Raw genomic sequence first — 21,239 nt, forward strand, 5'->3', positions numbered from 1 at the left:
GCTCAACGGTTTCTACGCGTCGAGTAACAGACGCTGCAGCTGCTCGACCACGAAGTCCTGTTGTTGATCGCTCAGCAGGGGAAACATCGGCAGGCTGATGGCCTCGGTGAAATAACGCTCGGCCTGGGGAAAATCACCCTCGGCAAATCCCAGGTCACGGTAGTACGGCTGCAAATGCACCGGAATATAGTGCAGGTTCACGCCGATTCCGGCCTCCCGCAAACCGTCGAACACCTGACGCTGACTGAGGTGGATCCGCTCGGTCTGTAACCGCACTACATACAGATGCCACGCCGACTCAGCCCCCGGCTGCGCGCCCGGCAACGTCACTGGCAAGTGCGCCAGCAATCGCTCATAGCGGGCCGCCAATTCACGGCGACGGGCGATGAAGTCATCGAGTCTGTTCAGTTGGGACAGACCGAGTGCCGCATGCAAGTCGGTCATGCGGTAATTGAAGCCCAGCTCAAGTTGCTGGTAGTACCACAAACCGCTTGGCGGCACCTTCATCAGCGCCGGATCCCCGGTAATGCCGTGGCTGCGCAACCGACGCAGGCGTTCGGCATACTCGGGATTGTTGGTCAGCACCATGCCGCCTTCGGCGCTGGTGATGATCTTGACCGGATGAAAGCTGAAAATCGTCATGGCTGCATATTGCCCACAGCCGACCGGTCGCCCCAGGTACGAAGCGCCCACTGCATGGGCGGCATCTTCGATCAGGACGAAGCCATAGCGCTCGGACAATTGCGCGAGGGTCCGCATGTCGCAACTCTGACCGGCGAACGCCACCGCGATCACCACCTTGGGCAGTTTTCCGATCGCTTCTGCCACCTTGAGTTTCTCTGCCAGCAGGCGCGCGTCCAGGTTCAGGGTCTGCGGATCGATGTCGACGAAATCGACCTCGGCTCCGCAGTAGCGTCCACAGTTGGCCGAGGCGACGAAGGTGTTCGGGCTGGTCCAGAGATAATCACCCGGGCCCAGCCCGGCCGTCAGACAGGCAATGTGCAGGGCCGCCGTCGCATTGCAAACGGCGACCGCGTGCAGCGCCTGACAGTGATCGGCCAGGGACTTTTCGAAACGTTCAATGGTCGGCCCCTGTGTCAGCCAAGGCGACTGGAGCACGTTCATGACCGCGTCGATATCCGCCTGATCGATATCTTGTCGGCCATAGGGGATCGGGTAAGGCATCATGAGCATGACTCGACACAATGCCCAACGAGCAAGCCGATACGCCTGTCTTTAACCATCCGTTTGCCGTTGAACATGTGACGATTCCTCATCTTGATCAGACCGCCTGCTGCAGCAAATGCGCCCAGTCCACACTGGAGGCTGTGCCAAGCGTGAAGCCTTTGCCGGTCGGGACCAGGTTCTGGTTGTAGGCGCTGTCTTGGGCAAAACGACCCTGCCACTTGTCGTGCAGGGCCGCGCGCGCTTGGGATGCCTCGGGCAACACGCCTGGGTGCAGCAGTTGCGCCTGAGGTGTCCAGACGGTGAGGTAACCTGCGTCGGCGACTTTCAGGCACAGGTCGACATCGGCGAAGGCTTCGGCAAAATGCTCTTCATCCATCCCGCCAACCGCGTCAAACAGATCCTTGCGAACCATCAGGCACACGCCGGACACCGCCGAATAGTTCTGCTCGGCCTGATGGCCATTCATGTAGCCCCGGGCGTCCTTGCCTTCGCCGACAAAGACTGAACCGATATCGCCATTGCCGCTCAAGACCAGGCCGCCCTGGGTGGTGACGCCGCGGATGTCCATCAATTTGGCGCCGACGATGCCGACTTCCGGGCGCTGAGCCTGGTTGAGCATCGCGTCGAGCCAGTTGGCATTGAACACCTGGGATTCGGCGGACATCAGCACCAGGTACTCACCCTTGGCTTCGGCGCTCGCCGCGTTGAACAATGCCGAGTCGCTCAGACGCTGGCCGGTGCGCAGCACACGAATGCGTTCGCCCTTGCCTTCCAGGTCGCTCAGCCATTTGGCGAGTTCTGGTGACGGGCTGTGGTTATCGACGATCAGAACTTCATTGCGCTGGTAACGGGTACGTTGCAGGACGCCGACCAGCGCACGCTGCAAGTGCTCCAGGTTGTCCTTGTTTTGAAGGATGATCGACACCATCGGTCGCTGGGCATGCTGATAGTCAATCTGCCAGGTCTGTGGCAACGCCGATGTGACCTGGCCACGATAACCGCGATTGGCCAGGTGGCGCGTCAGGACCTGACGCTCCTGGGCATTTTCCTCGGCAGCCGGCTCGTTACAGATCAGCAAAGGCTCAGCCAAGTGCGCCAGACCAACCAGGCCACGGTCTTCGACCAGACGCAACAGCAGGTCAAACTCCAGCGCCTGCGGGTAGTTCGCGGAAAGGCCATTGGCCTCGACCCACACTTCGCGCCGGATCAACCAGTGTCGCGCCATCAGCGACGGCACGGTTTGCAGCAGGTCGAGGTTCAACCCGGGGCGGAATACATCCCTCAAGGCACCATTGCCGTGACGATGGATTTCGTCCATCGCCACCGCACGCACACCCTCGGCGCCGATCAGCTCCAGGCTGGCGCGCAGCAACCCGCTTGGGGTCAACTGGTCGCCAGCTTCGCCCATCAGGAGCCAGTCGACTGTCGTCTGGGCAACGGTCTGGTTGATGCGCTCCACGTAGTTGCCGGTGGTGACTTTGACAAAGTGCACGGTGTCGCGCACGGAGGTGGTTGCCGGCAAGTCACCGGTGGTGAACACCATCACTTTGAAGGCTTTGCAGTAACCGTTGACCAGGCTGTCGAAGGTCGCCTGCAACTTGACCATGTCAGCGTCGAGGTCCAGCAGCACGATGCCGAATTGTGGCCCTCCCTCGTGCCTGGCCAGGTGCGCGGCAATCGCCGACAGTTGCGCGGCATCGGGATTGCGTGCTTCGAGCCAAGCCAGCAAACGACCCGACGGCATGTTCTTGAGCAATGCCTGATCATCCTGGCCCGGCACCGATTCCAGGCGCTCGGACCAGGCTTTCAGCCGCAGGTAATCGTCCTTCTCCGCGGTGCCTTCCAGTGATTTGACCAGACGTTTGACCACCGCGCGGTTGAACCGGTTCAAGCTCAACGCCTCCCACAAACGGGCGCGTACTGTGCGATCGTTGTCGTTGGGTTGAATGCGCATCAGCTCTTGCTGCCTGAGCAGGATCCCTTCGAGTTCCTCCAATTGCAGGCGGCCGGCGGGCATGGCATGCATCAGGAATTCGAACTCGCTCAGCAGGTCGAACATCGGCTTGTTGTAGAACGGCATTTCCACGAACTGCTCGGGGCCGAACGAGCGGATCGGATCGCTCTCCAACTCTGTCCAGATCGAACGGAAAATCAATGTGCCTTTTAGCGAGCGGCCCCCGAGCAGGCATTCGGCCATGGCATTGAAACTGTTCAGCGCGATCTGCTTGACCTCGGCCGGATCGCGACCCTCTTCACTGAACTGCGTCGGAACAGAGGCCAGGAACTCGGCGAACCGCTCCCGGTCGGCGACCGTTTTCGCATCCTTGTAGGTCAGCACAGTCAATACGTCGGTGTTATGGGCTGAACCACCATAGTTCGCCTCACGTACCGCGAACGGGATTGGCAGGATCCGAGCCTTGGCACACGCGAGCATAAAGAACGCGTGGCCGATTTCCTGCCACTCGAAACTGGTGTCGGCAGGCATCTGGTTGTAGCACCGTTGCAGCAGGTCGGTGCGGGTTACCGCATAGAACGGCGGCAGGAACTGCCCCATGAAATCCATGACCCGATCTTCAGGTCGCGGCGAGTTGTAATCCTCCTGCACCCGTCGGTCACGGCGGTAGTAATTCGTTTCGGTGGCGCGGGCCAGGTACATCATCCCGTACCCATGGCACATGCCGTAATCGGAATTGGCCTGCAGGAACTCGACCGAGGCGACGAGCGCGTCATGAATCAGGAAGTCGTCGTCGGCGGCCAGCACCATGAACGGTGTGGAAACCTCGTTGACCCCGTAAACCAGCTTGGACTGGATGCCCCAGTAGCCGTACTGCGGCAAATGCCGGTAATCGATGGTGTCCGCGATCGACCCGGCGCCGTCGAGCGCCACCTCGGACGAATCAAGGACCAGAATCTTGCAAGGCAGCGTTTTGTAGTACTGCAATGCCCTGCGCAAAAACGCCGGGCGATTGTGTGAAAGCAACACCAGAGTGAACTGCTCACTCAGGGGCAATGTGTTTTCAGAACCGTGAATGCCTTGCATATCCTTCCCCACCGCAAATCTATTGCTTGATGAACACTTGAATGAAGTTATCGCTTAACGGACGCGACGCAGGTAGCCGTCCGGTGCGACGGTGATCAGCAGCTTGCTGTGAATCGCCTGGTCAATCTCGAAATCGCGGTTTTCTTCCAGGTAGGCCCAGACGGCGGTCTTGGGGTTGTCACCCTTGCCCCATGGACGATCCGGGAAAGCATCCTCGGGCATGTCTTCGACAACGGTGTCCATGACCACGCAGTAACTGCCCACCGAGACCATCGGCGCATACAGGCGCAACTCTTCCAGCACGTGTTCGTGGGTGTGATTGGAGTCCAGTACCACCAGGACTTTCTTGCCCTGAATGCGCTCGCGTATCTGATCGACAATCGCACTGTCGATGCTCGACCCTTGAATCATCTGAATGCGCTTGCTCATCGGATGGGCCTCGATCGCTTCGCGGTTGTGCTGGCGAATGTCGATGTCGACGCCCAGCACCTCACCGTGGCCGATCAGCTCGAGCATCGAGGCGTAGAACACCAGCGACCCGCCATGGGCGATGCCGGTCTCGACGATCACATCCGGGCGCAGGTCCCAGATGATTTCCTGCATAGCCACCATGTCCTGGGGGAACTGAATGATCGGCCGGCCCATCCAGCTGAAGTTGTAGGTGTATTTGTGCCGGGCCGTGGTGCCCACCCAGTCCAGGGATTCGGTCTGCAAGGCTTTGTCCTGCTTTAGACCTTCGATGTTGCCTTTGACTTCTTCGCGAAACTGTTCATGGGGGTTCATTGCAACTCTCCAAAAATAGGGAAACGGCTTACTGGAACACCCTACCGTCCGGATAGGGCACCGCGTTGGTCTTGATGATCCTGGCGGGGTTGCCCACCACGACCGAATAATCCGGAACATCCTTGGTCACTACCGCACCCGCACCGATGGTGACCCAGCGGCCGATACGCAGGCGCGGCAGGATCGTGGCATTGGTACCAATGAACGTGCCGTCGCCGATGTCCACGCAACCGGCGATGCACACACCCGGTGCCATGAAGACCGTGTGACCGATTCGTCCTTCGTGCCCGACAACGCTGCCGGCACTGATGCTGGTGTTGTCGCCGAGTGTCACTTCGGCCTGCATGATCACGCCTTCCTGCAAGTAGCTGCCCTGCCCCATGCGAATCATGGTCAGGTCGATACCCGGATGGACGAACTGGCCCAGGATGGCGCCGGCCTCTACCAATTGACGGGTCGTCTCGTAGCGCAGGCGGGTGCTGCCGGTGATCAGGTTGACGAAGCGCACGTCGGGACCGTTGAGTTCGCTCACCCGGTCCGAACCGCCCACCACCGGCACGCCATGGAACGGTTTGCCCTGTTTGCCCGGGTCGTTGTCCAGGAACGCAAACTCGACATTCGGCGTGCTGCGCTTCACCGCGTGGAGCATGCGCACCGCTTCCGGGTTAGCCGCGCCCAGCAGATAAACCTTCACGACACCGGTCTCTTTGCCAGCAACGCGCGCACGACATCGACCACCCGCTGTTGATCGACATCTGTCATGTCGTGGTAGCTCGGCAGATTGAAAGCGCGTTCCGGCAGGGCGAACGCCACTGGCGTGTCGACCACGTACTGCTCGAACATGGGCAGCGACGACAACGGCCAGAAGAACACCCTGGCGTCGATATCCGCCGCCTGGAAAGCGGCGATCAACTCGTCGCGATGAACCCCGGTCCCGGCGTCGAACACCACCGTCGGCATCCAGTAGCCATTTCGCGAGTGAGCGGGCTCCGGGTTCAGGGCGACCCCCGGCAACCCCGCCAGAGCGCGGGCGTAGTTGGCGAAAATCTCGCGCTTGCGACGGATCAGCTCATCGATGCGTTCGACCTGGGCGCAACCGACGGCTGCCTGCAGGTTACTCATTTTGTACTTGAAGCCGACGAATTCGGGCCAGAACTGTTTGGTGCTGCCCGCGACCCGGCCATGGTTGGACAAGGTCAGAACCCGCTCGTACAAGGTTTTGTCCGAGGTGACGAAAATCCCGCCCTCACCCGTGGTGAGGGTCTTGGTGCCATGGAACGAGAACGCACCGAAGGCCCCCAGGGAACCGGCGGCCTTGCCGCGCCACTGCGAGCCGATAGCCTCGGCGGCGTCTTCGATCACCGGCAGGTTGTGTTCACGACCGATCGCCAACAAGGCGTCCATGTCACACAGGTTGCCGTAGAGATGCACCGCTAGAATGGCTTTGGTCCGCGGGGTGATCGCACGCTTGACCTGCTCCGGGTCCAGGCACCAGCTGTCTGCCAGGACGTCGACGAACACCGGTCTGGCTCCCAGGTAGGTAATGGGCGCGGCCGAGGCGATCCAGTTGGTATTGGCCAGGATCACTTCATCGCCGGGGCCGATGTCCAGCGCAGCCATGCCCATGTGCAGCGCACCGGTGCAGCTGGAGGTCGCGATGGCATACGTAGCGCCGACATGCTCGGCAAAACCGTGTTCGAAACGCGTCAGGTACTCGTAGCAACGTGGGCCCCAGCCGTTCTGCACGGCGTCCAGGGCATAACGGGCTTCCAGTTCACCGACGCTCGGCTTGGTGTAATGAATTCTGCTCATTGAATGCTCAACTCCGGAACAGCGACCACGAACCGTGCTCCCCACGCTTCGACCGAGGCGAATTGCTGGGTGATTTCAGCCAGCAGGTTCCACGGCAGCACCAGGATGAAGTCGGGTTTCTCGATCTCGATACGCTCGGGCGATACCACCGGGATTCGACTGCCCGGCAAGTACTTGCCCTGTTTGTGCGGGTTGGCGTCGGCCACCCAGGCCAGCAGATCCGCCTTGACCCCGGCGTAGTTGAGCAGGGTGTTGCCCTTGGCTGCCGCGCCATAACCCACCACACGCTTGCCATCGGCCTTGGCCTGCAACAGGAAACGCAGCAGTTGGTGCTTGATGCGCTCGGCAGCCGGCGCCAGCGTCGCGTAGTAACCGGTGGTTTTCACCCCGGCGGCGAGTTCGGCCTGCAATTGCTGCTGAACCGCTGGCAATGCCGGTCGGCGCACACCGTCGATCCGCTGGACGAACACCCGCAGCGATCCCCCATGGGTCGGCAGTTGGCTGACGTCGAACACCTCCAGACCATTGCGCTCGCACAAGGCCTGCACGGCCGTCAGGGACAGGTAGGAATAGTGCTCGTGATACAGCGTGTCGAACTGCCGTCCAGCCATCAGCGTCAGCAGTTGCGGAAACTCGAAGGTCGCCACGCCGGTCGGCTTGAGCAAGGTGGCGAACCCGCCGAGGAAATCATTGATGTCTGGGACATGGGCCAGCACATTGTTGGCGGCCATCAGGTCGGCGGACCAGCCATCGTTGACCAACTGCGCAGCGGTCTCGCGGCCGAAGAACAGTTCACGGATCGCCAGGCCTTTTTTCCGCGCCGCCTGCGCGGTGCTGCGGGTGGGTTCGACCCCCAGGCAGGGGATCCCGTGCTCCGCCACGTATTGCAGCAGATAGCCGTCGTTGGCGGCGATTTCTACCACGCGGCTGCCGGCGTTCAGGTCGAAGCGCTCGACCATGTGCGCCACATAGCGCTCGGCATGGGCCAGCCAGGTACTGGAGAACGAACTGAAATAAGCGTACTCGGCGTCGAACAGGCTGTCAGCGCTGGTGTAATCCTCGGTCTGTACCAGCCAGCACTGCTGACACACCGCCACCTTCAGCGGCACCCATTGCTCGGACTGATCCATCTGATCGGCGCGCACATAGGCATTGGACGGTGGCGAGGTGCCCAGATCGATCAGCGGCAGGGCCAGCGGAGTCCCGCAACCACGGCAGTTCATAGACGCACTCCAGCAAAGTGTTGATCCAGCAAGGGATGGCTGGAGTCCCTTGCCGACAGATTATTGACAGGCAACGGCCAGGCGATGGCCAGTCGTGGATCGTTCACGCTCAAGCCGGCTTCATGCGCAGGGGTGTAATCGGCGCTGTGCAGGTAAAGCAGCTCGGCGTCATCGGTCAGGGTCTGGAAGCCGTGGGCGAACCCGGCCGGAATCAGCAGGCTGCGACCGTCACCGGCACGCAGGTGTTCGGCATGCCAGTGCAGGAAGGTGTCGGAGTCGGGACGCAAATCAACCGCCACGTCCCACACTTCGCCGCGCAGACACGTGATCAGCTTGGCTTCCGGTGCGTTGCCGTTCTGATAATGCAGACCGCGCACGCTGCCCCGCTCACGGGTTCGGGAGTGATTGATCTGGCGAATGTGGAAGGGCTGGCCGAAAGCGCCCAGGCTGCCTTCGCAGAACACCCGGGCGAAGTGTCCACGCTCATCCTCGAAACGTTTGTGCTGCACACTGAACAGTCCATCCAGGGGCAAGGCACTCAACAGGAATTCGCTCACAACACGCCTCGGTACAGGTTCAACTGACCCAGGGTCACGGCACGCATGTCGTCACCGTTTTGCCAGGCCATGTGCCAATCGAGGGTCTGGGTCAGGCACTGTTGCAACGACCAGCGCGGCTGCCAGGCCAGCAGTTGGCGGGCACGACTGCTGTCCAGGCGCAGCAGGCCGGCTTCGTGCAGATCACTGGGCTCGATGCGCAACCCGGGTGCTTGCGGCCAGCGGCTGGCGAGCAACTCCACCACTTCGCCCACGCTGCACATGTCGGCTTCGCTCGGGCCAAAGTTCCAGGCCCCGGCGTGCTGCGGGCCTTGCTCGAAGAGTCCCGCGGCCAGTTGCAGGTAACCGGCCAACGGCTCAAGCGCATGCTGCCAGGGGCGCACGGCGTGCGGGTAACGCAAGGTCACCGGTTGATCCGCCGACCAGGCCTTGAGCACATCGGGGATCAAGCGCTCCGGGGCGAAATCGCCGCCACCCAGCACATTGCCGGCACGCGCCGTCGCCAGTGCCAGGCCGTGCTCGGGGTATTTTTCGGCCGGGAAGAACGACGCCGCGTAGGACTGCGCCAGCAACTCGCAGCACGCCTTGCTGCTGCTGTAGGGATCGTGACCACCCAGGGCCTCGTTTTCACGGTAGGGCCACAGCCACTCCTGGTTGGCGTACACCTTGTCGGTGGTCACCAGCACGCAGGCACGCACGCCGCCGACCTGGCGGATCGCTTCAAGCAGGTTCAGGGTGCCCATGACATTGCTGGAGTACGTTCCCAGCGGATCACGATAGCCTTCGCGCACCAGAGGCTGGGCCGCCAGGTGCAGGACGATTTCCGGGCGAGCTTCGGCGATCAGCTCCAGCAAGGCACCGAGGTCTCGCAGGTCGCCGCGCTGATCGTTGATCCCTTCGTGAACCCGCGCCAGCTCGAATAGGTTCGGTTCGGTCGACGGATCGAGCGAGAAGCCGCTGACCTGCGCCCCCAGGCTTTGCAGCCACAGGGTCAGCCAGCTGCCTTTGAAACCGGTATGGCCGGTCAGCAGGACACGTTTGCCGCGCCAGAACTCCGGGCTCAATCCCACTGCTTCCACGGGGCCTCCCCGCTCTGCCACAACGCTTCGAGGTGATTCTTGTCACGCAGGGTGTCCATGGGCTGCCAGAAACCGTCGTGATGGAACGCCATCAAATCACCGCGTTCGGCGAGCTTGTCCAGCGGACCGGACTCCCATGAGGTTTCATCCCCCGAAATCAACGGCAGCACCTCGGGTGACAGGACAAAGAACCCACCATTGATCCAGCCACCATCGCCACGGGGTTTTTCGGTGAAGCCGAGCACCTGGTCGCCCTCGCAGTTCAATGCGCCGTAACGACCCGGCGGCTGCACCGCCGTGACGGTGGCCAGCTTGCCGTGCTGAAGGTGGAAATCCACCAGTGCGCCGATGTTCAGGTCCGAGACACCGTCACCGTAGGTAAAGCAGAAGGCCTGCTCGTCTTCGATGTATTGGCGAGCCCGGCGCAAACGGCCGCCGGTCATGGTTTCCTCACCGGTATCGACCAGCGTGACGCGCCACGGCTCACTGTAATTCTGGTGCACGTCCATGCGGTTGTTGCGCATGTCGAACGTCACGTCGGAGGTATGCAGGAAGTAGTTGGCGAAGAAGTCCTTGATGGCATAGCCCTTGTAGCCAAGGCAGATCACGAAGTCATGAATGCCGTGGGCGGAGTACTGTTTCATGATGTGCCAAAGAATTGGCTTGCCGCCGATCTCGATCATTGGCTTGGGCTTGAGGTGCGACTCTTCGCTGATCCGCGTACCGAGACCACCTGCCAGAATTACTGCCTTCATCGCTGTCCTCTTGCGCTTCGCACGGTAGAGCCACCCTCGCCAGGGCGCCATGCCGTCAGATACCCATCATTTGTCCGTAACCACGGGGTCCTTCACGCCTGGGGGTGAAGGATTTATGGCGATATACAGGTGACTTGCAGGAAGTGAGCCAATTGCCGGAAGCACAGCTGCGCAGCGAGGTCGCAGGACCGTGCGCGGATGGACGAGCGAGATCTGCAATCTGTGCAGAGGGAGGAGAATGCGGCCGTCGAGCGGGCCTGTGAGCGCGCTCGGACGGTTCGAAGGATGGCCTATGGAGACTGGCGTCAGTCCGGTAACCAGCCCCACATCCAGTGCTGGAGGTTATCGCCGCGCAGCATGAAATCGCGATGCACCGCTTCGCGCAATTCATCGCCCATGCGATAGCTGGCGTCAGGGTCGGCCAGGTGCATGCGGATCGCCTGCAACCATTCCTCGGTGCTGTTGCTGCGAACTTTGGTGCACGGCAGGAAACCCTCATAGGCACGGGTGTCGGTACAGATCACCGGATAACCGCAGGCCCCGTATTCCAGGAGTCGCAAGTTGCTCTTGCAGTCGTTGAAGATATGGAATTCCAGCGGCGCCAGTGCCAGGTCGAGGTTCAGGCTCGCCAGCTTGTAGGGATAACTGCGCAAGCCCGTGGTCCCATGGAACTCGTGGATATAAGGGCGCAAGGCTTCCGGACACATGCCGAAGAATACCCACTCCACCTCGTTGGCCAGCTCGCGAACCACGTCGGCAATGATTTCCAGGTCACCGGTATGACTGGTGCCGCCGCCCCAGCCGACCCGTGGTTTTGTGGACGTACGACGCTGACTGGTCAAGCCCGACCACGGGTCGGGTGGCAGCATGTTAGGCACGACGCGAATCTCGCGGTGCATAGGCGAAAGAACATCCGCCATCGCCTGGGTGGTCACCACCACGCGATCACACAAGGCAATGCCGTCACGCAGCATCTGCTCGGTGTTGACCGGCTTGTTGCGGGCGTGGCTGTTCTTTTTCGGCGTGCTGACAACGTAGTCATCCAGCTCGAAAATCCTCAGTGCATTCGAGTACTTCTTGATGCGCTGAATTTCGGCCGCCGAGTTCTCGTTGTAGCGACCCTGAAAAATGATGGTGTCGGGGGACAGCCGCTCGATCTCCACCGTCGACAGCGAGTCATAGGACACGCGCGCAATGACGCGACCTGCCGCTTCAAGCTCCGACAGCGGCGCCGTCACTCGATAGTGCCCGATGGCTGACTCGTTGACCGGCAATCCGAGTATCAAAGGCAGGTCGCGCTGGATGAACGGATTCCAGTTGTTGCGCAGCGAAGGCTCCAGACTGAAGCTGGCCATGCCGAGCGACAGAACGGGACTGTAGGCCGGATCACGCGAGATTTTCGGCAGCCACTTTTTGCAGAAGGTTTCATGCTCCAACTCCTGCGCCTGAACCTCGGCCGGCGACGCAACCGACGGAGGCTCTTCCCCCATCACCACCGTTGCAAACGGCGTCCAGACGACCAGATAACCGTCTTTATCCGCCCGCAGGCACAGATCGACACTGCTGAGCCCCAGGTTGAGCACACTCTCATCCAGCTGGCCCAGGCTGTCGAACACTTCCTTGCGCACCATCAGGCAATCACTGCTGACGGCGCTCCAGTTCTGGCTCACCTGCAGGCGCTGCATATAGCCTCGCGAGCTGGCATGCTCGCCGATAAACGGCGAAGTGGCGGACCCGGCCAACCCCAGAATCAAACCGGCAGAGACAATCGTACCGCCAGGGCTGAGCAATCGCGCACCGACGACACCGACTTCCATGCGTTGAGCGTGATTGAGCATTTCGTCGAGCCAGTCGCCGGAGCAAATCACGCTGCGCGGGCTCAGTGTCAACAGGTACTCGCCACGAGCCTGACTGGCGGCGAAATTGATGATGGCCGTCTCGCTATTCACAGCGCCGCAAGACAGCACCCGCAGCATGCTCACACCCATTTGCTTCATCGCGTCGAGCCAGTCGGCCATGGCCGGACCGCCTCGGCCTTCATCGACAATCAGGATTTCATATTCGGTATAAACCGTGTGTTCGATGAGACTTTCGGTGCAGCGCTGCAAAGCGGCCAGCGAGGTGCCCGCCGCAATGATGATCGAGACCAGAGGCCGCTGGCCGTGCAGGTAATCGATACGGTTGAGCAGCGGTAACGCTTCATGGCGAATGCGATGCTCCAGACCGATCCGTGTCAGGTGTGCACTGGTCAACGCTTCGCTGCCTTCGATCACCTCGGGCAACGACATCCAGTCGGCGAACGATTGGATCGATTCGACCTGAACCTCGGCAATGTGCTCGATGGTGTGCAACCCGGCTTCTTCCACCAGTCGCCAGAGCAGGTCGTGGGGGGCCAATTCACCGTGGGCCGGATCAAAACCACCCGCCGTCAAAAAGTGCTGACGCTGGAATGACAGGGTGCGCCCCACGTACGGATAAGAACGCATGAGATCCAGGTTGAAACCTGGCTTGAATACCGGGTCAATGGACTCACCCTTGACCAGCGCGCCCTCATCGCTATAGGCGCACAACATGCCAGGGGTACTGGCAATTCGCTCGGCCAGCACCAGCAGCGCCGACTCGCGCAGCGTGTCACCCGCGCGCAGCAGATAGAACCAGTCCGAGCCTTCCAGTTGCGGGACCACGGCATTGAGCTGCTGCGACCAGCTCGCCTCGAGCGGAAGTTGCAGAACGTTGTCGCGGGCATCGCATTCGGCGTTCGTCAGCACGACCACCGCTTGCGGTGCATACAGTTGCGCTTCGAGGCTGGCCAGGGTTTCCTTGAGCCCGTCGCTGTCCGATTCGGTGTCAATGATGATCGGCACCAGGTTGGGACGCGTGGCCCAGCGATTGATACGCTCGGGCAGGTGGCGCGTTTCCGCCGGATTGAATGCGCGTACCGACAACCACTCACGGTAGAACTCGGCATAGCTGTCGCTGGTGCCGCCCACCCGGCCATTGACCACCGTATTACGGCTGCCCAGCACGCGTACCACGCACAACTCCTCCCATTTGCGCGGCACTTCAGACGCCTTACCGAGGTCCACGAAGCGCACCCAACCCGATGCCGGCGCGGACTCGCCACCACGGGAGGTGAGCATTTGCGCCAGCCACTCCCACTCCTGCACAGCGGCCTGGACCATTGTCGAGGTTCTGCTGAGGCGCTCAGGGTACTGACGCTCGGTACTCAACAGAATGTTGAGCGACGCCAGGTTGCCCCGACGCAACAGGCACACGAACAAGGCGAAATCGAGCATCGCCACGAAGCCGCCACCATCCTGGATCAAGGCGGGCAACAGCTCGAGGACATCGGCGCGACGCATCAGCGTGGAGCTGAAGTTGCCGATGAAATTCTTCGGCGTGCTCTCGAAAATGGCCAGCATGTCATCGCCTTTGATCAGCGAATTGGCTGGCGCGAAAAGACAGTTATCAACGCGGGGCGGCAAGATGTAGTTGTTGGCATCGCTCAGCATCCGCAAGGCACACACCAGTGACACCTCGGGCTGATCGATCAGCACCTTGGCCTGCAACTCGATGCTGGGCACGAACAGGCGGTCATCGTCGCACAGGACCTTCAGCAACTCGCCTCGGGCCTCTTCGACACAGCGCATCAGGTTCTTTTGCAGGCCCAGGCGCTTGGGATTTCGCAGGTAACGAATGGGGCGCGCAGGGTCGGTGAACGATTCGACGATGTCGCGAATCTCATCGGAAGACGAATCGTCACAGATGACGATTTCGATGTTTTCATACGATTGAACGAGCGCGCTTTCCAGCGTCTGACTGAAGAAGCGCGGGTTGAAGGCGGGGATGACGATACTGACTAGAGGATGTTGATTCACGACGAAACTCTCGAGCGGCGAACCTCTGCCCTTTCAGGCAGAGGCTGCGAAACCGCTTAGGAAAAGACGGCTGGCGGCTCGACAGACACAGGCTCAGACTTTGTTGAACAAGCCCAGTTGAGCAATTTTGCTGAACGCCAGTTGCGAAGCTTGCAACATGGTTTGTTGCAGCGTCAGGCGGGTCATCACTTCGGCCGGGTCCGAATCACGGATCACCGATTGGGTCTGGGCGTTCGCCAGCACCAGCGCCTGGTTGGTGTCGCTCTGGGTATCCAGTGCCGAACCGCGACCACCGATCGAACTCAAACCGGCAGACACCTGGTCAAGACCGCTGGCAAGGTTGCCCAAGCCCGCCGTCATTGCAGCCTGTTGCTTCTGCACAGCCACCTCGTTACCGGTGACAGGCGTGTTCAGAGCGGTCTTCAACTGGCTCACGGTGTCCAGAATGTTCTGGGTCTCGTGGGTGTTGACCGACACATTGAACTGGTCGCCGTTTTGCAAAGGATTGGCCCCGGTGTCGTTCAGCGTGAACTCGACACCGGAGGCGGTCGCGGTATTGCCCACCATCGTACCGCTGGAGACCGGCCGGCTGTCGGCGGTGATCGGTGCGGCGTACAAGTCGAAGGTGGTGGCGCTGGTGAACTTCAGTACCGCCGAGCCACTCGGGAAGCTGGCATGGTAGGCGACCGGATCGGTAATCCGCGTGCCGGTCGTCTGCACCGTGCTCGGGTTGCCGGGACTACGGGAAACGTTGAACGAGTCCGGCTTGCCTTGCAGCGTGAAGGTACGGCCTGCCAACGGGGCAGCCGGATCGTTGAAGTTCAGGGCCAGGTCAACACCACGGAAGCTGATGCCCTGATTCTTGCCATTGGTGATAACGCCGCCCTGGGAGGCTTCACTGGTCACGTCGTTACCCAGGTTGTCGGTGATCAGCAATTGAGTTCCACTGACGAATGACACCTGATACGGCTCGCCGGAGCGGAACTTGCCGTTGTAAGTCACATTCGAGTTCACTTGCCCGTCGGACAGGGTCACCAGACCGTCATTCATCGAACCGGTAACCTGGGTGCGGGCGGTATTGATCGCCTGCTGGAACAGCTCCCAACCGGTGCTGTTGGTGGCCATCGACATGTTGTCGCCGACCGGCAGGTTCAGCGTCGACTGGTCGCCGTTGTAGGAGTAGGTGCCGTCAGAGTTGCGGCTGAACGGAGCGACATCACCCTTGGAGCCGGCAAAGATGTACTTGCCGTTTTCGTCCTTGGTGTTCATCAGGCTCAACAGCTGCTCTTCGATCTGGCCCAGTTCCGAGGCGTTGGCCTGACGGTCGGCGTCGGTGTAGCCCGCGTTGTTGGCACCAATGGCCAGTTCCTTGGCGCGTTGCAGCACGTTGGTGATGCTGTCCAGTACCGACTCGGCCTGACCCAGGGTCGCCTTGATGGTGTTGGTATTGGCCGCATACTGATCGAGCATGGAAGCCTGCTGACCCAATTGCAGCAGGCGCGAAGCACCGACCGGATCATCGGCGGCGGTGTTCACGCGCACGAGGCTGCTGGCCTCTTCGCTGCTCTTGACCACATTGGAAAAGTTCTTCTGATAGTTGGCAGCCGTGGTCTCGTAAAACTGGGCGGTAGAAATGCGCATGGACTACGACTCCTTAAAGGCTGTTGATCAGTGTGCTGAAGATTTCCTGCGCAGCCTTGATGATCTGCGAGGACGCGGTGTAGTACTGCTGATACTTGACCAGGTTGCCGGTCTCTTCATCGAGGTCGACACCCGACAGCGAGTCGCGTGCGCCCTTGGCGTTGGCCAGGATGGCTTCGGTGGCGGCGCTGTCGAGCTTGCCCTGGGCGGCCTTGGAACCTACACCTTCGACCAGCTTGCCATAGGCGTCGGTCAGGGAAATGCCCTTGCTGGCAGAACCGGTGTCCACGGTCTGCGCGGTTTGCAGGCCAGCCAGCGCCGTGCCATTGCGGTTGTCCAGCGTCCCCGGCTGACTGAGCGAAACGTTGATCGAAGCGCCCGACGTCGGCGAGCCGGCGACGGTCATTTCGAAGGTCGCGGTGTACTGGGTCGCTGGCGGCGGCGGGATCGGCGCGCCCGTGGCATCCTTGAGCGGGATGGTCAGGTTGAGCGTGTTGTTCTCGTTCGGCTTGATGGTGCCGCTGCTGATGACACCGCCATTGGCGTCCAGGAACTGGTAAGTCTGGCTGGTGCCGTCGGCAGACACGTCGCCAAACACCACTTTGGTCGGCGTGGAATACTTCAGGCCGTTCTGCATCGCTGTCGCGGTGGCCGTGTCGTAGATGTCGAACTTTGTGGTCAGGGTCGGCTGGCCGCTGGCCGGAATCGTCAGCGTGCCACTGTTGCCGGCGCCAATGGCCGCGCCCAGCGGTGCCGCGATGGCCAGGCGCTTGGAGTCGGTCATCTCGGTCTTGATGTTCGTCGCCGCGTTGCGGGTCGGGGTGATCTTGAAGGTGTCGCCGGCGGTCGCGGTGTTACCTGGAGCCGGCGTGCCACCCTTCAGGTTCAAGGAGAAACCGTCGATGACCGGAGGTGGCGTCGTCGTGGTGCTGAAGCTGCCCATCGGCGTGTTGTCCGGCAGACGCTGGACGGTGTAGTCGGTGGCGCTGGTGAAGGTCACCTTGTAATCGTTGATGGTCAGCTTGCCGGAGTCTTCGATGGTCACATCGAAATTGCCAGTGCCGGCATTGTTGCCGATGGTCGCGATGCTGCGCTGGGACACCTGTGCAGCACTGTTGATGCTGTTGAACAGGGTCGAACCGAAGTCACCGTTCTTGTCGATGCCCTGGGCCTGCAGGCTGTTCATCTGATCGGCGACGACCAGGGCCACGCGACCCAGTTCGTTCATGGCCGGGTCCAGCACGGTGCTGCGATAGCGCAGCAGACCACCGATCTCGCCACCGGTCATGATCGAGGTGATGTCGATGGTGCTCGAACCCCGATTGAGCTGAATCCCCAGACGACCCGGATCGTCCTTGCTCGGCACCATTTCCAGTTTGCTGGCGGTGTTGCCCATGACCAGCGGCTGGCCGCTGCCCAGGTAAATATCGAGGCTGCCTTCGCGCTCCACCACTTGCGCACCGGTAAAGGTCGACAGCTGGCGGACGGTTTCGTTACGGGCGTCGAGCAGCTCGTTCGGCATGCCGCCGGCACTGGAAATTTCCGAGATGCGCTGGTTCAACTGGGCCACGGTCGCGGCCAGCTTGTTGACCTGGTCGGCCATGTTCGTCAGGTTGCCGTTGATCGTGGCATTCTGCTGATTCAACTGCGTGGACATCGAGTTGAAGCGGTTGCTCAAGGCCTGGGCATCGCTGAGCAGCAACTGCCGGGACGCATCGTCGCCGGGCTTGGCATTGACGTTCTGCACCGAGGCAAAGAACTTGGTCAGGGCGCCGTTCAGGCCGGTGCCGCTGTCCGACAGCAGCTTGTCCAGCGGCGTCACCTGCCCCAGGTAGGCAGCCGAATCACTGTTGAGCGAGGTCGTGGTCTGCAACTGTGCATCGAGGTAGCTGTTGTATACCCGACGTACATCGGCCAGCGTGGTGCCGGTGCCGATCCATACGTTGCCGAACTGCTGCGAGGCCTTGGTGCCTTGCACAGTTTGCTGGCGTGAGTACCCGGCGGTGTCGACGTTGGCAATGTTATTGCCGGTTGTCATCAATGAGGATTGGCCAGCGGCCAGTCCCGACATCCCGATATTGAGCAAACTCATGGTTCAGACCTTAATCCTTGTGCCCTTATAAAGGCGTGGTGGAAACGCCCGCCGCAGCGTAGTTCTGGTAACTCGTCATCTGCTTGGCTATCTGCGAAATCTTGCTTGCGTAGTCGGGGTCGGTTGCGTAACCGGCCTTTTGCAACTCGCGTACAAACTGTTCTGGGTTATCGGCTGACTTCACGACTTCTTGATAGCGATTGTTGGTTTGCAGCAAAGTCACAAGGTCATGGAAACTGTCCTTGTAGGAGTCGTAGGAACGGAACTCGGCCGTCTCCTTGACCATCGCGCCGTTCCTGAATTCGCTGGTGATCGCCCGCGCCGAATTGCCCGTCCAGTTACTGCTGGCCTTGATGCCGAACAGGTTGTGGCTGCTGCTGCCATCCTGGGCGCGCATGACCGATTTGCCCCAGCCGGTTTCCAGCGCGGCCTGGGCCACGAGGTAACGCGGGTCGACCCCGATGCGAGCGGCTGCTTCCTTGGCCATCGGCAGCATGGTGTTGACGAATTCGTCGGCGGAACCGAAGGCTTTCTTTGCCGGTGCCAGCGGAATCTGCGCCATGGCACGACCGTGGATCTGCAGGCCACCGTTGGCGGCGGCTTGCGCATTCGCCAGCCAGTCGCCATTGAACAGCGGACCTGAACCGGTGAGCGTGGCGCGATCCGGCAGTTGCGTGTTTCCGGTCGCCGCCACCGATGCCGCGGCCGCTGTCGTCGCCGAAGGGACCAGGCCCGCCAGCAAACGATCGGCCAGCTTCGGTGGCAACGCCAGACGCCGCTGATTGATCAGCGCCATGTCATTGCGATGAGCGCCCTCGCCCGCCTGCGGCGCACGGACCGAACGCGAAGCCCACAACGGACGCTCGCCGTTGACCCGCGACAACGGCCCGTTGATCGCCAGCGTACCGGCGGCCACCGGTGTCTCCACCGCCGCTTTCGCTGCGGCCTGCTTGGCGGCCGACGCCGCTTCCGCTTCGCCCGGCGCCAATGGCTTGTTCTTCTGCATCTGGCGCATCAGTACGTCCGCCAGGCCGATACCGCCGCCTTCACGAGACATGGAAACAGCCAGTTGCTGGTCGTACATTTCCTGATATTGCTTGGCCGCTGGCGTGTTGAGCGGATTGCCCTCACCCAGCGTGTCGGTCGCCTTGCGCATGGACTTGAGCATTTCGCCCAGGAACAGCGACTCGAATTCCTGCGCCACCTTGCGCAGGTTGGCGTCACTGTTCTTGTCGCCGACCTTGAGCTGGTTCAGGCGATTGAGGTCGGAGTAGGAACCCGAATCGCTGCTGCTGACCAGACCACTCTTGTACATATCCATGGTCGCTGTCCTCAGATCACGATCAGGTCGGCTTGCAATGCGCCAGCCTGCTTCAGTGCTTCGAGGATGGCCATCAAGTCACCCGGCGCCGCGCCGACCTGGTTCACTGCACGCACGATCTCGTCGAGCGTGGTGCCCGGGCCAAACTTGAACATCGGCTTGGCTTCCTGCTGGGCGTTGACCCGCGAGCGCGGCACGACTGCGGTCTGGCCATTGGACAGCGGACCAGGCTGGCTGACGATCGGGTCTTCGGTGATGGTCACGGTCAGGCTGCCGTGGGTCACGGCGGCCGGGGAAACCTTGACGTTCTGGCCGATCACGATGGTGCCGGTGCGCGAGTTGATGATGACTTTCGCCACCGCCTGGCCCGGATCGATTTCGAGGTTTTCCAGAATCGACAGGTAGTCGACACGCTGGCTCGGATCCAGCGGCGCACTGACACGAATCGAACCGCCGTCGATGGCCTGGGCAACGCCCGGGCCGAGCATGTCGTTGATCTTGTCGACAATGCGCTTGGCCGTGGTGAAGTCCGAACGGTTGAGGTTCAGGGTCAGGCTGTTGCCCTGGTTGAAACCGCTCGGCACCGAGCGCTCAACCGATGCACCGCCAGGGATGCGACCGGCCGACGGAACGTTGACGGTGATCTTCGAGCCGTCGCGACCTTCGGCATCAAAACCGCCGACCACCAGGTTGCCCTGAGCGACCGCGTAGACGTTGCCGTCGATACCCTTGAGCGGCGTCAGCAACAAGGTGCCGCCACGCAGGCTCTTGGAGTTGCCGATCGAGGAAACCGTGATGTCCACCTGCTGACCGGGCTTGGCGAAGGCCGGCAGATCGGCGCTGACCGACACCGCCGCGACGTTCTTCAATTGCACGTTGCCCGACCCCGCCGGCACCTTGATGCCGAACTGCGAGAGCATGTTGTTGAAGGTTTGCAGGGTGAACGGCGTCTGGGTCGTCTGGTCGCCCGTACCGTTGAGCCCGACCACCAGGCCGTAGCCGATCAACTGGTTGGAACGCACGCCGGAGATGCTGGCGATATCCTTCAGGCGCTCGGCTTGAGCGCTGAAAGCGGAAGACAGCAACAGGGCGGCCACCATCAGGTGTTTAAGATTCAACGTAGCCACCTAGAAAGGGAACAGCGGGCTGAGGAAGAAACGGTCGAACCAGCCTGGCTGACTCGCATCGGCAAAGGCACCGGTCCCCGAATAGGTGATGCGCGCATCGGCCACGCGGGTCGACGACACCGTGTTGTCGGTGGCGATGTCATCGGCGCGAACCAGGCCGGCGATCCGCACCAGCTCATCGCCGGTATTGAGCGTCAGCCACTTCTCGCCACGCACGGCGATGATGCCATTGGGCAACACGTCCGCGACGGTGACGGTAATCGAGCCGGTCAGGCTGTTGCTCTGCCCGGATTTGCTGTCACCCTTGGTGGCGCGGTCGGCGCTGTAGCCGGCATTCAAACTCAGGTCGTTGCTGCCGATCGGGTTATTGGTGGTCAGGCTGGAGCCGAACAACGAGGTCAACCCCACGCTGGTATCACTGTTTTTGCCGATCTGCGAGTTGGCGTTCTTGCTGGCCTGGGTGCGCTCGTTCAGGGTGATGGTGATGATGTCACCGACCCGGAACGCCTTGCGGTCGCTGTACAGGTTCTGCTCGAAACCGGCCTGGTAGATCGAGCCATTATTCGCGGCGGCCGGCAACGGCGTACGCGGCAACACCGGGGCGTAGTAAGGATCATTGGGCTTGGGCGTTGGAGCGACGCACCCCGCCAACGCGGTGACCCCACTCAGTGCCAGGACAGATACAAAGCGATTCATGACCCTACCTCACGGTGTTGCAGGCGACCTCATGGCCGCCTCATAGA

15 protein-coding genes are annotated in these 21,239 nt (G+C 61.3%); all 15 read right to left on the reverse strand.

Annotated elements, in window-relative coordinates; genetic code table 11:
• Positions 1-12 precede the first annotated feature (12 nt).
• The gene (gene pseC / locus IB249_RS03710; protein ID WP_192302839.1) at positions 13-1,188 is read right to left on the reverse strand and encodes a UDP-4-amino-4,6-dideoxy-N-acetyl-beta-L-altrosamine transaminase; all 1,176 of its coding nucleotides are present in this window, start codon (positions 1,186-1,188) and stop codon (positions 13-15) included.
• Positions 1,189-1,282: 94 nt separating this feature from the next.
• The gene (locus IB249_RS03715) at positions 1,283-4,228 is read right to left on the reverse strand and encodes a TIGR00180 family glycosyltransferase (RefSeq protein ID WP_192302151.1); all 2,946 of its coding nucleotides are present in this window, start codon (positions 4,226-4,228) and stop codon (positions 1,283-1,285) included.
• A gap of 54 nt (positions 4,229-4,282) precedes the next feature.
• Entirely contained in the window at positions 4,283-5,011 is a 729-nt protein-coding gene (locus IB249_RS03720; RefSeq protein WP_192302152.1) for a cephalosporin hydroxylase family protein, read from the reverse strand.
• A 28-nt stretch (positions 5,012-5,039) separates the two neighbouring features.
• Positions 5,040-5,705, reverse strand: coding sequence for an acetyltransferase (locus IB249_RS03725; protein ID WP_192302153.1), 666 nt, complete (start codon positions 5,703-5,705; stop codon positions 5,040-5,042).
• Positions 5,702-6,823, reverse strand: a complete 1,122-nt coding sequence (locus IB249_RS03730; protein WP_192302154.1) for a DegT/DnrJ/EryC1/StrS family aminotransferase — start codon at positions 6,821-6,823, stop codon at positions 5,702-5,704. Before IB249_RS03730 ends, IB249_RS03725 begins: the two co-directional genes overlap by 4 nt.
• On the reverse strand, positions 6,820-8,046 hold the full coding sequence (locus tag IB249_RS03735) for a class I SAM-dependent methyltransferase (RefSeq protein WP_192302155.1): 1,227 nt from the start codon (positions 8,044-8,046) through the stop codon (positions 6,820-6,822). Before IB249_RS03735 ends, IB249_RS03730 begins: the two co-directional genes overlap by 4 nt.
• Positions 8,043-8,603 carry a dTDP-4-dehydrorhamnose 3,5-epimerase family protein gene (locus tag IB249_RS03740; RefSeq protein WP_192302156.1) on the reverse strand — a complete coding sequence of 187 codons (561 nt, stop codon included), beginning with the start codon at positions 8,601-8,603 and terminating at the stop codon, positions 8,043-8,045. The genes IB249_RS03735 and IB249_RS03740 overlap by 4 nt, the downstream gene beginning before the upstream one ends.
• Positions 8,600-9,682, reverse strand: coding sequence for a CDP-glucose 4,6-dehydratase (gene rfbG, locus IB249_RS03745; protein WP_192302157.1), 1,083 nt, complete (start codon positions 9,680-9,682; stop codon positions 8,600-8,602). Before rfbG ends, IB249_RS03740 begins: the two co-directional genes overlap by 4 nt.
• The gene (gene rfbF / locus IB249_RS03750; protein ID WP_192302158.1) at positions 9,664-10,437 is read right to left on the reverse strand and encodes a glucose-1-phosphate cytidylyltransferase; all 774 of its coding nucleotides are present in this window, start codon (positions 10,435-10,437) and stop codon (positions 9,664-9,666) included. The genes rfbG and rfbF overlap by 19 nt, the downstream gene beginning before the upstream one ends.
• A gap of 305 nt (positions 10,438-10,742) precedes the next feature.
• Positions 10,743-14,315 carry a glycosyltransferase gene (locus IB249_RS03755; protein WP_192302159.1) on the reverse strand — a complete coding sequence of 1,191 codons (3,573 nt, stop codon included), beginning with the start codon at positions 14,313-14,315 and terminating at the stop codon, positions 10,743-10,745.
• Between the two features lie 93 nt (positions 14,316-14,408).
• Positions 14,409-15,956 carry a flagellar hook-associated protein 3 gene (locus IB249_RS03760; RefSeq protein WP_192302160.1) on the reverse strand — a complete coding sequence of 516 codons (1,548 nt, stop codon included), beginning with the start codon at positions 15,954-15,956 and terminating at the stop codon, positions 14,409-14,411.
• 13 nt (positions 15,957-15,969) lie between these two features.
• A complete protein-coding gene (gene flgK / locus IB249_RS03765) occupies positions 15,970-18,048 on the reverse strand; it encodes a flagellar hook-associated protein FlgK (protein WP_192302161.1) in 2,079 nt (692 codons plus the stop codon).
• A 25-nt stretch (positions 18,049-18,073) separates the two neighbouring features.
• The gene (gene flgJ / locus IB249_RS03770) at positions 18,074-19,369 is read right to left on the reverse strand and encodes a flagellar assembly peptidoglycan hydrolase FlgJ (RefSeq protein WP_192302162.1); all 1,296 of its coding nucleotides are present in this window, start codon (positions 19,367-19,369) and stop codon (positions 18,074-18,076) included.
• 11 nt (positions 19,370-19,380) lie between these two features.
• Positions 19,381-20,469: a flagellar basal body P-ring protein FlgI gene (locus IB249_RS03775; RefSeq protein ID WP_192302841.1), complete on the reverse strand. Its 1,089-nt coding sequence runs from the start codon at positions 20,467-20,469 to the stop codon at positions 19,381-19,383.
• A gap of 27 nt (positions 20,470-20,496) precedes the next feature.
• Positions 20,497-21,192 (reverse strand): flagellar basal body L-ring protein FlgH, encoded by a 696-nt coding sequence (gene flgH, locus IB249_RS03780; RefSeq protein ID WP_192302163.1) that lies wholly within the window; start codon positions 21,190-21,192, stop codon positions 20,497-20,499.
• Between the last annotated feature and the right edge of the window lie 47 nt (positions 21,193-21,239).

Origin of the sequence: Pseudomonas sp. PDM04 (assembly GCF_014851765.1) — a bacterium.
Taxonomy (GTDB): domain Bacteria; phylum Pseudomonadota; class Gammaproteobacteria; order Pseudomonadales; family Pseudomonadaceae; genus Aquipseudomonas.

Bases quoted from the DNA above. Each gene is read 5' to 3' on its own strand.
- pseC (WP_192302839.1), bottom strand. From the start codon at position 1,188: ATGATGCCTTACCCGATCCCCTATGGCCGACAAGATATCGATCAGGCG.
- IB249_RS03715 (WP_192302151.1), bottom strand. From the start codon at position 4,228: ATGCAAGGCATTCACGGTTCTGAAAACACATTGCCCCTGAGTGAGCAG.
- IB249_RS03720 (WP_192302152.1), bottom strand. From the start codon at position 5,011: ATGAACCCCCATGAACAGTTTCGCGAAGAAGTCAAAGGCAACATCGAA.
- IB249_RS03730 (WP_192302154.1), bottom strand. From the start codon at position 6,823: ATGAGCAGAATTCATTACACCAAGCCGAGCGTCGGTGAACTGGAAGCC.
- IB249_RS03735 (WP_192302155.1), bottom strand. From the start codon at position 8,046: ATGAACTGCCGTGGTTGCGGGACTCCGCTGGCCCTGCCGCTGATCGAT.
- rfbF (WP_192302158.1), bottom strand. From the start codon at position 10,437: ATGAAGGCAGTAATTCTGGCAGGTGGTCTCGGTACGCGGATCAGCGAA.
- IB249_RS03760 (WP_192302160.1), bottom strand. From the start codon at position 15,956: ATGCGCATTTCTACCGCCCAGTTTTACGAGACCACGGCTGCCAACTAT.
- flgK (WP_192302161.1), bottom strand. From the start codon at position 18,048: ATGAGTTTGCTCAATATCGGGATGTCGGGACTGGCCGCTGGCCAATCC.
- flgJ (WP_192302162.1), bottom strand. From the start codon at position 19,369: ATGGATATGTACAAGAGTGGTCTGGTCAGCAGCAGCGATTCGGGTTCC.
- IB249_RS03775 (WP_192302841.1), bottom strand. From the start codon at position 20,469: ATGGTGGCCGCCCTGTTGCTGTCTTCCGCTTTCAGCGCTCAAGCCGAG.
- flgH (WP_192302163.1), bottom strand. From the start codon at position 21,192: ATGAATCGCTTTGTATCTGTCCTGGCACTGAGTGGGGTCACCGCGTTG.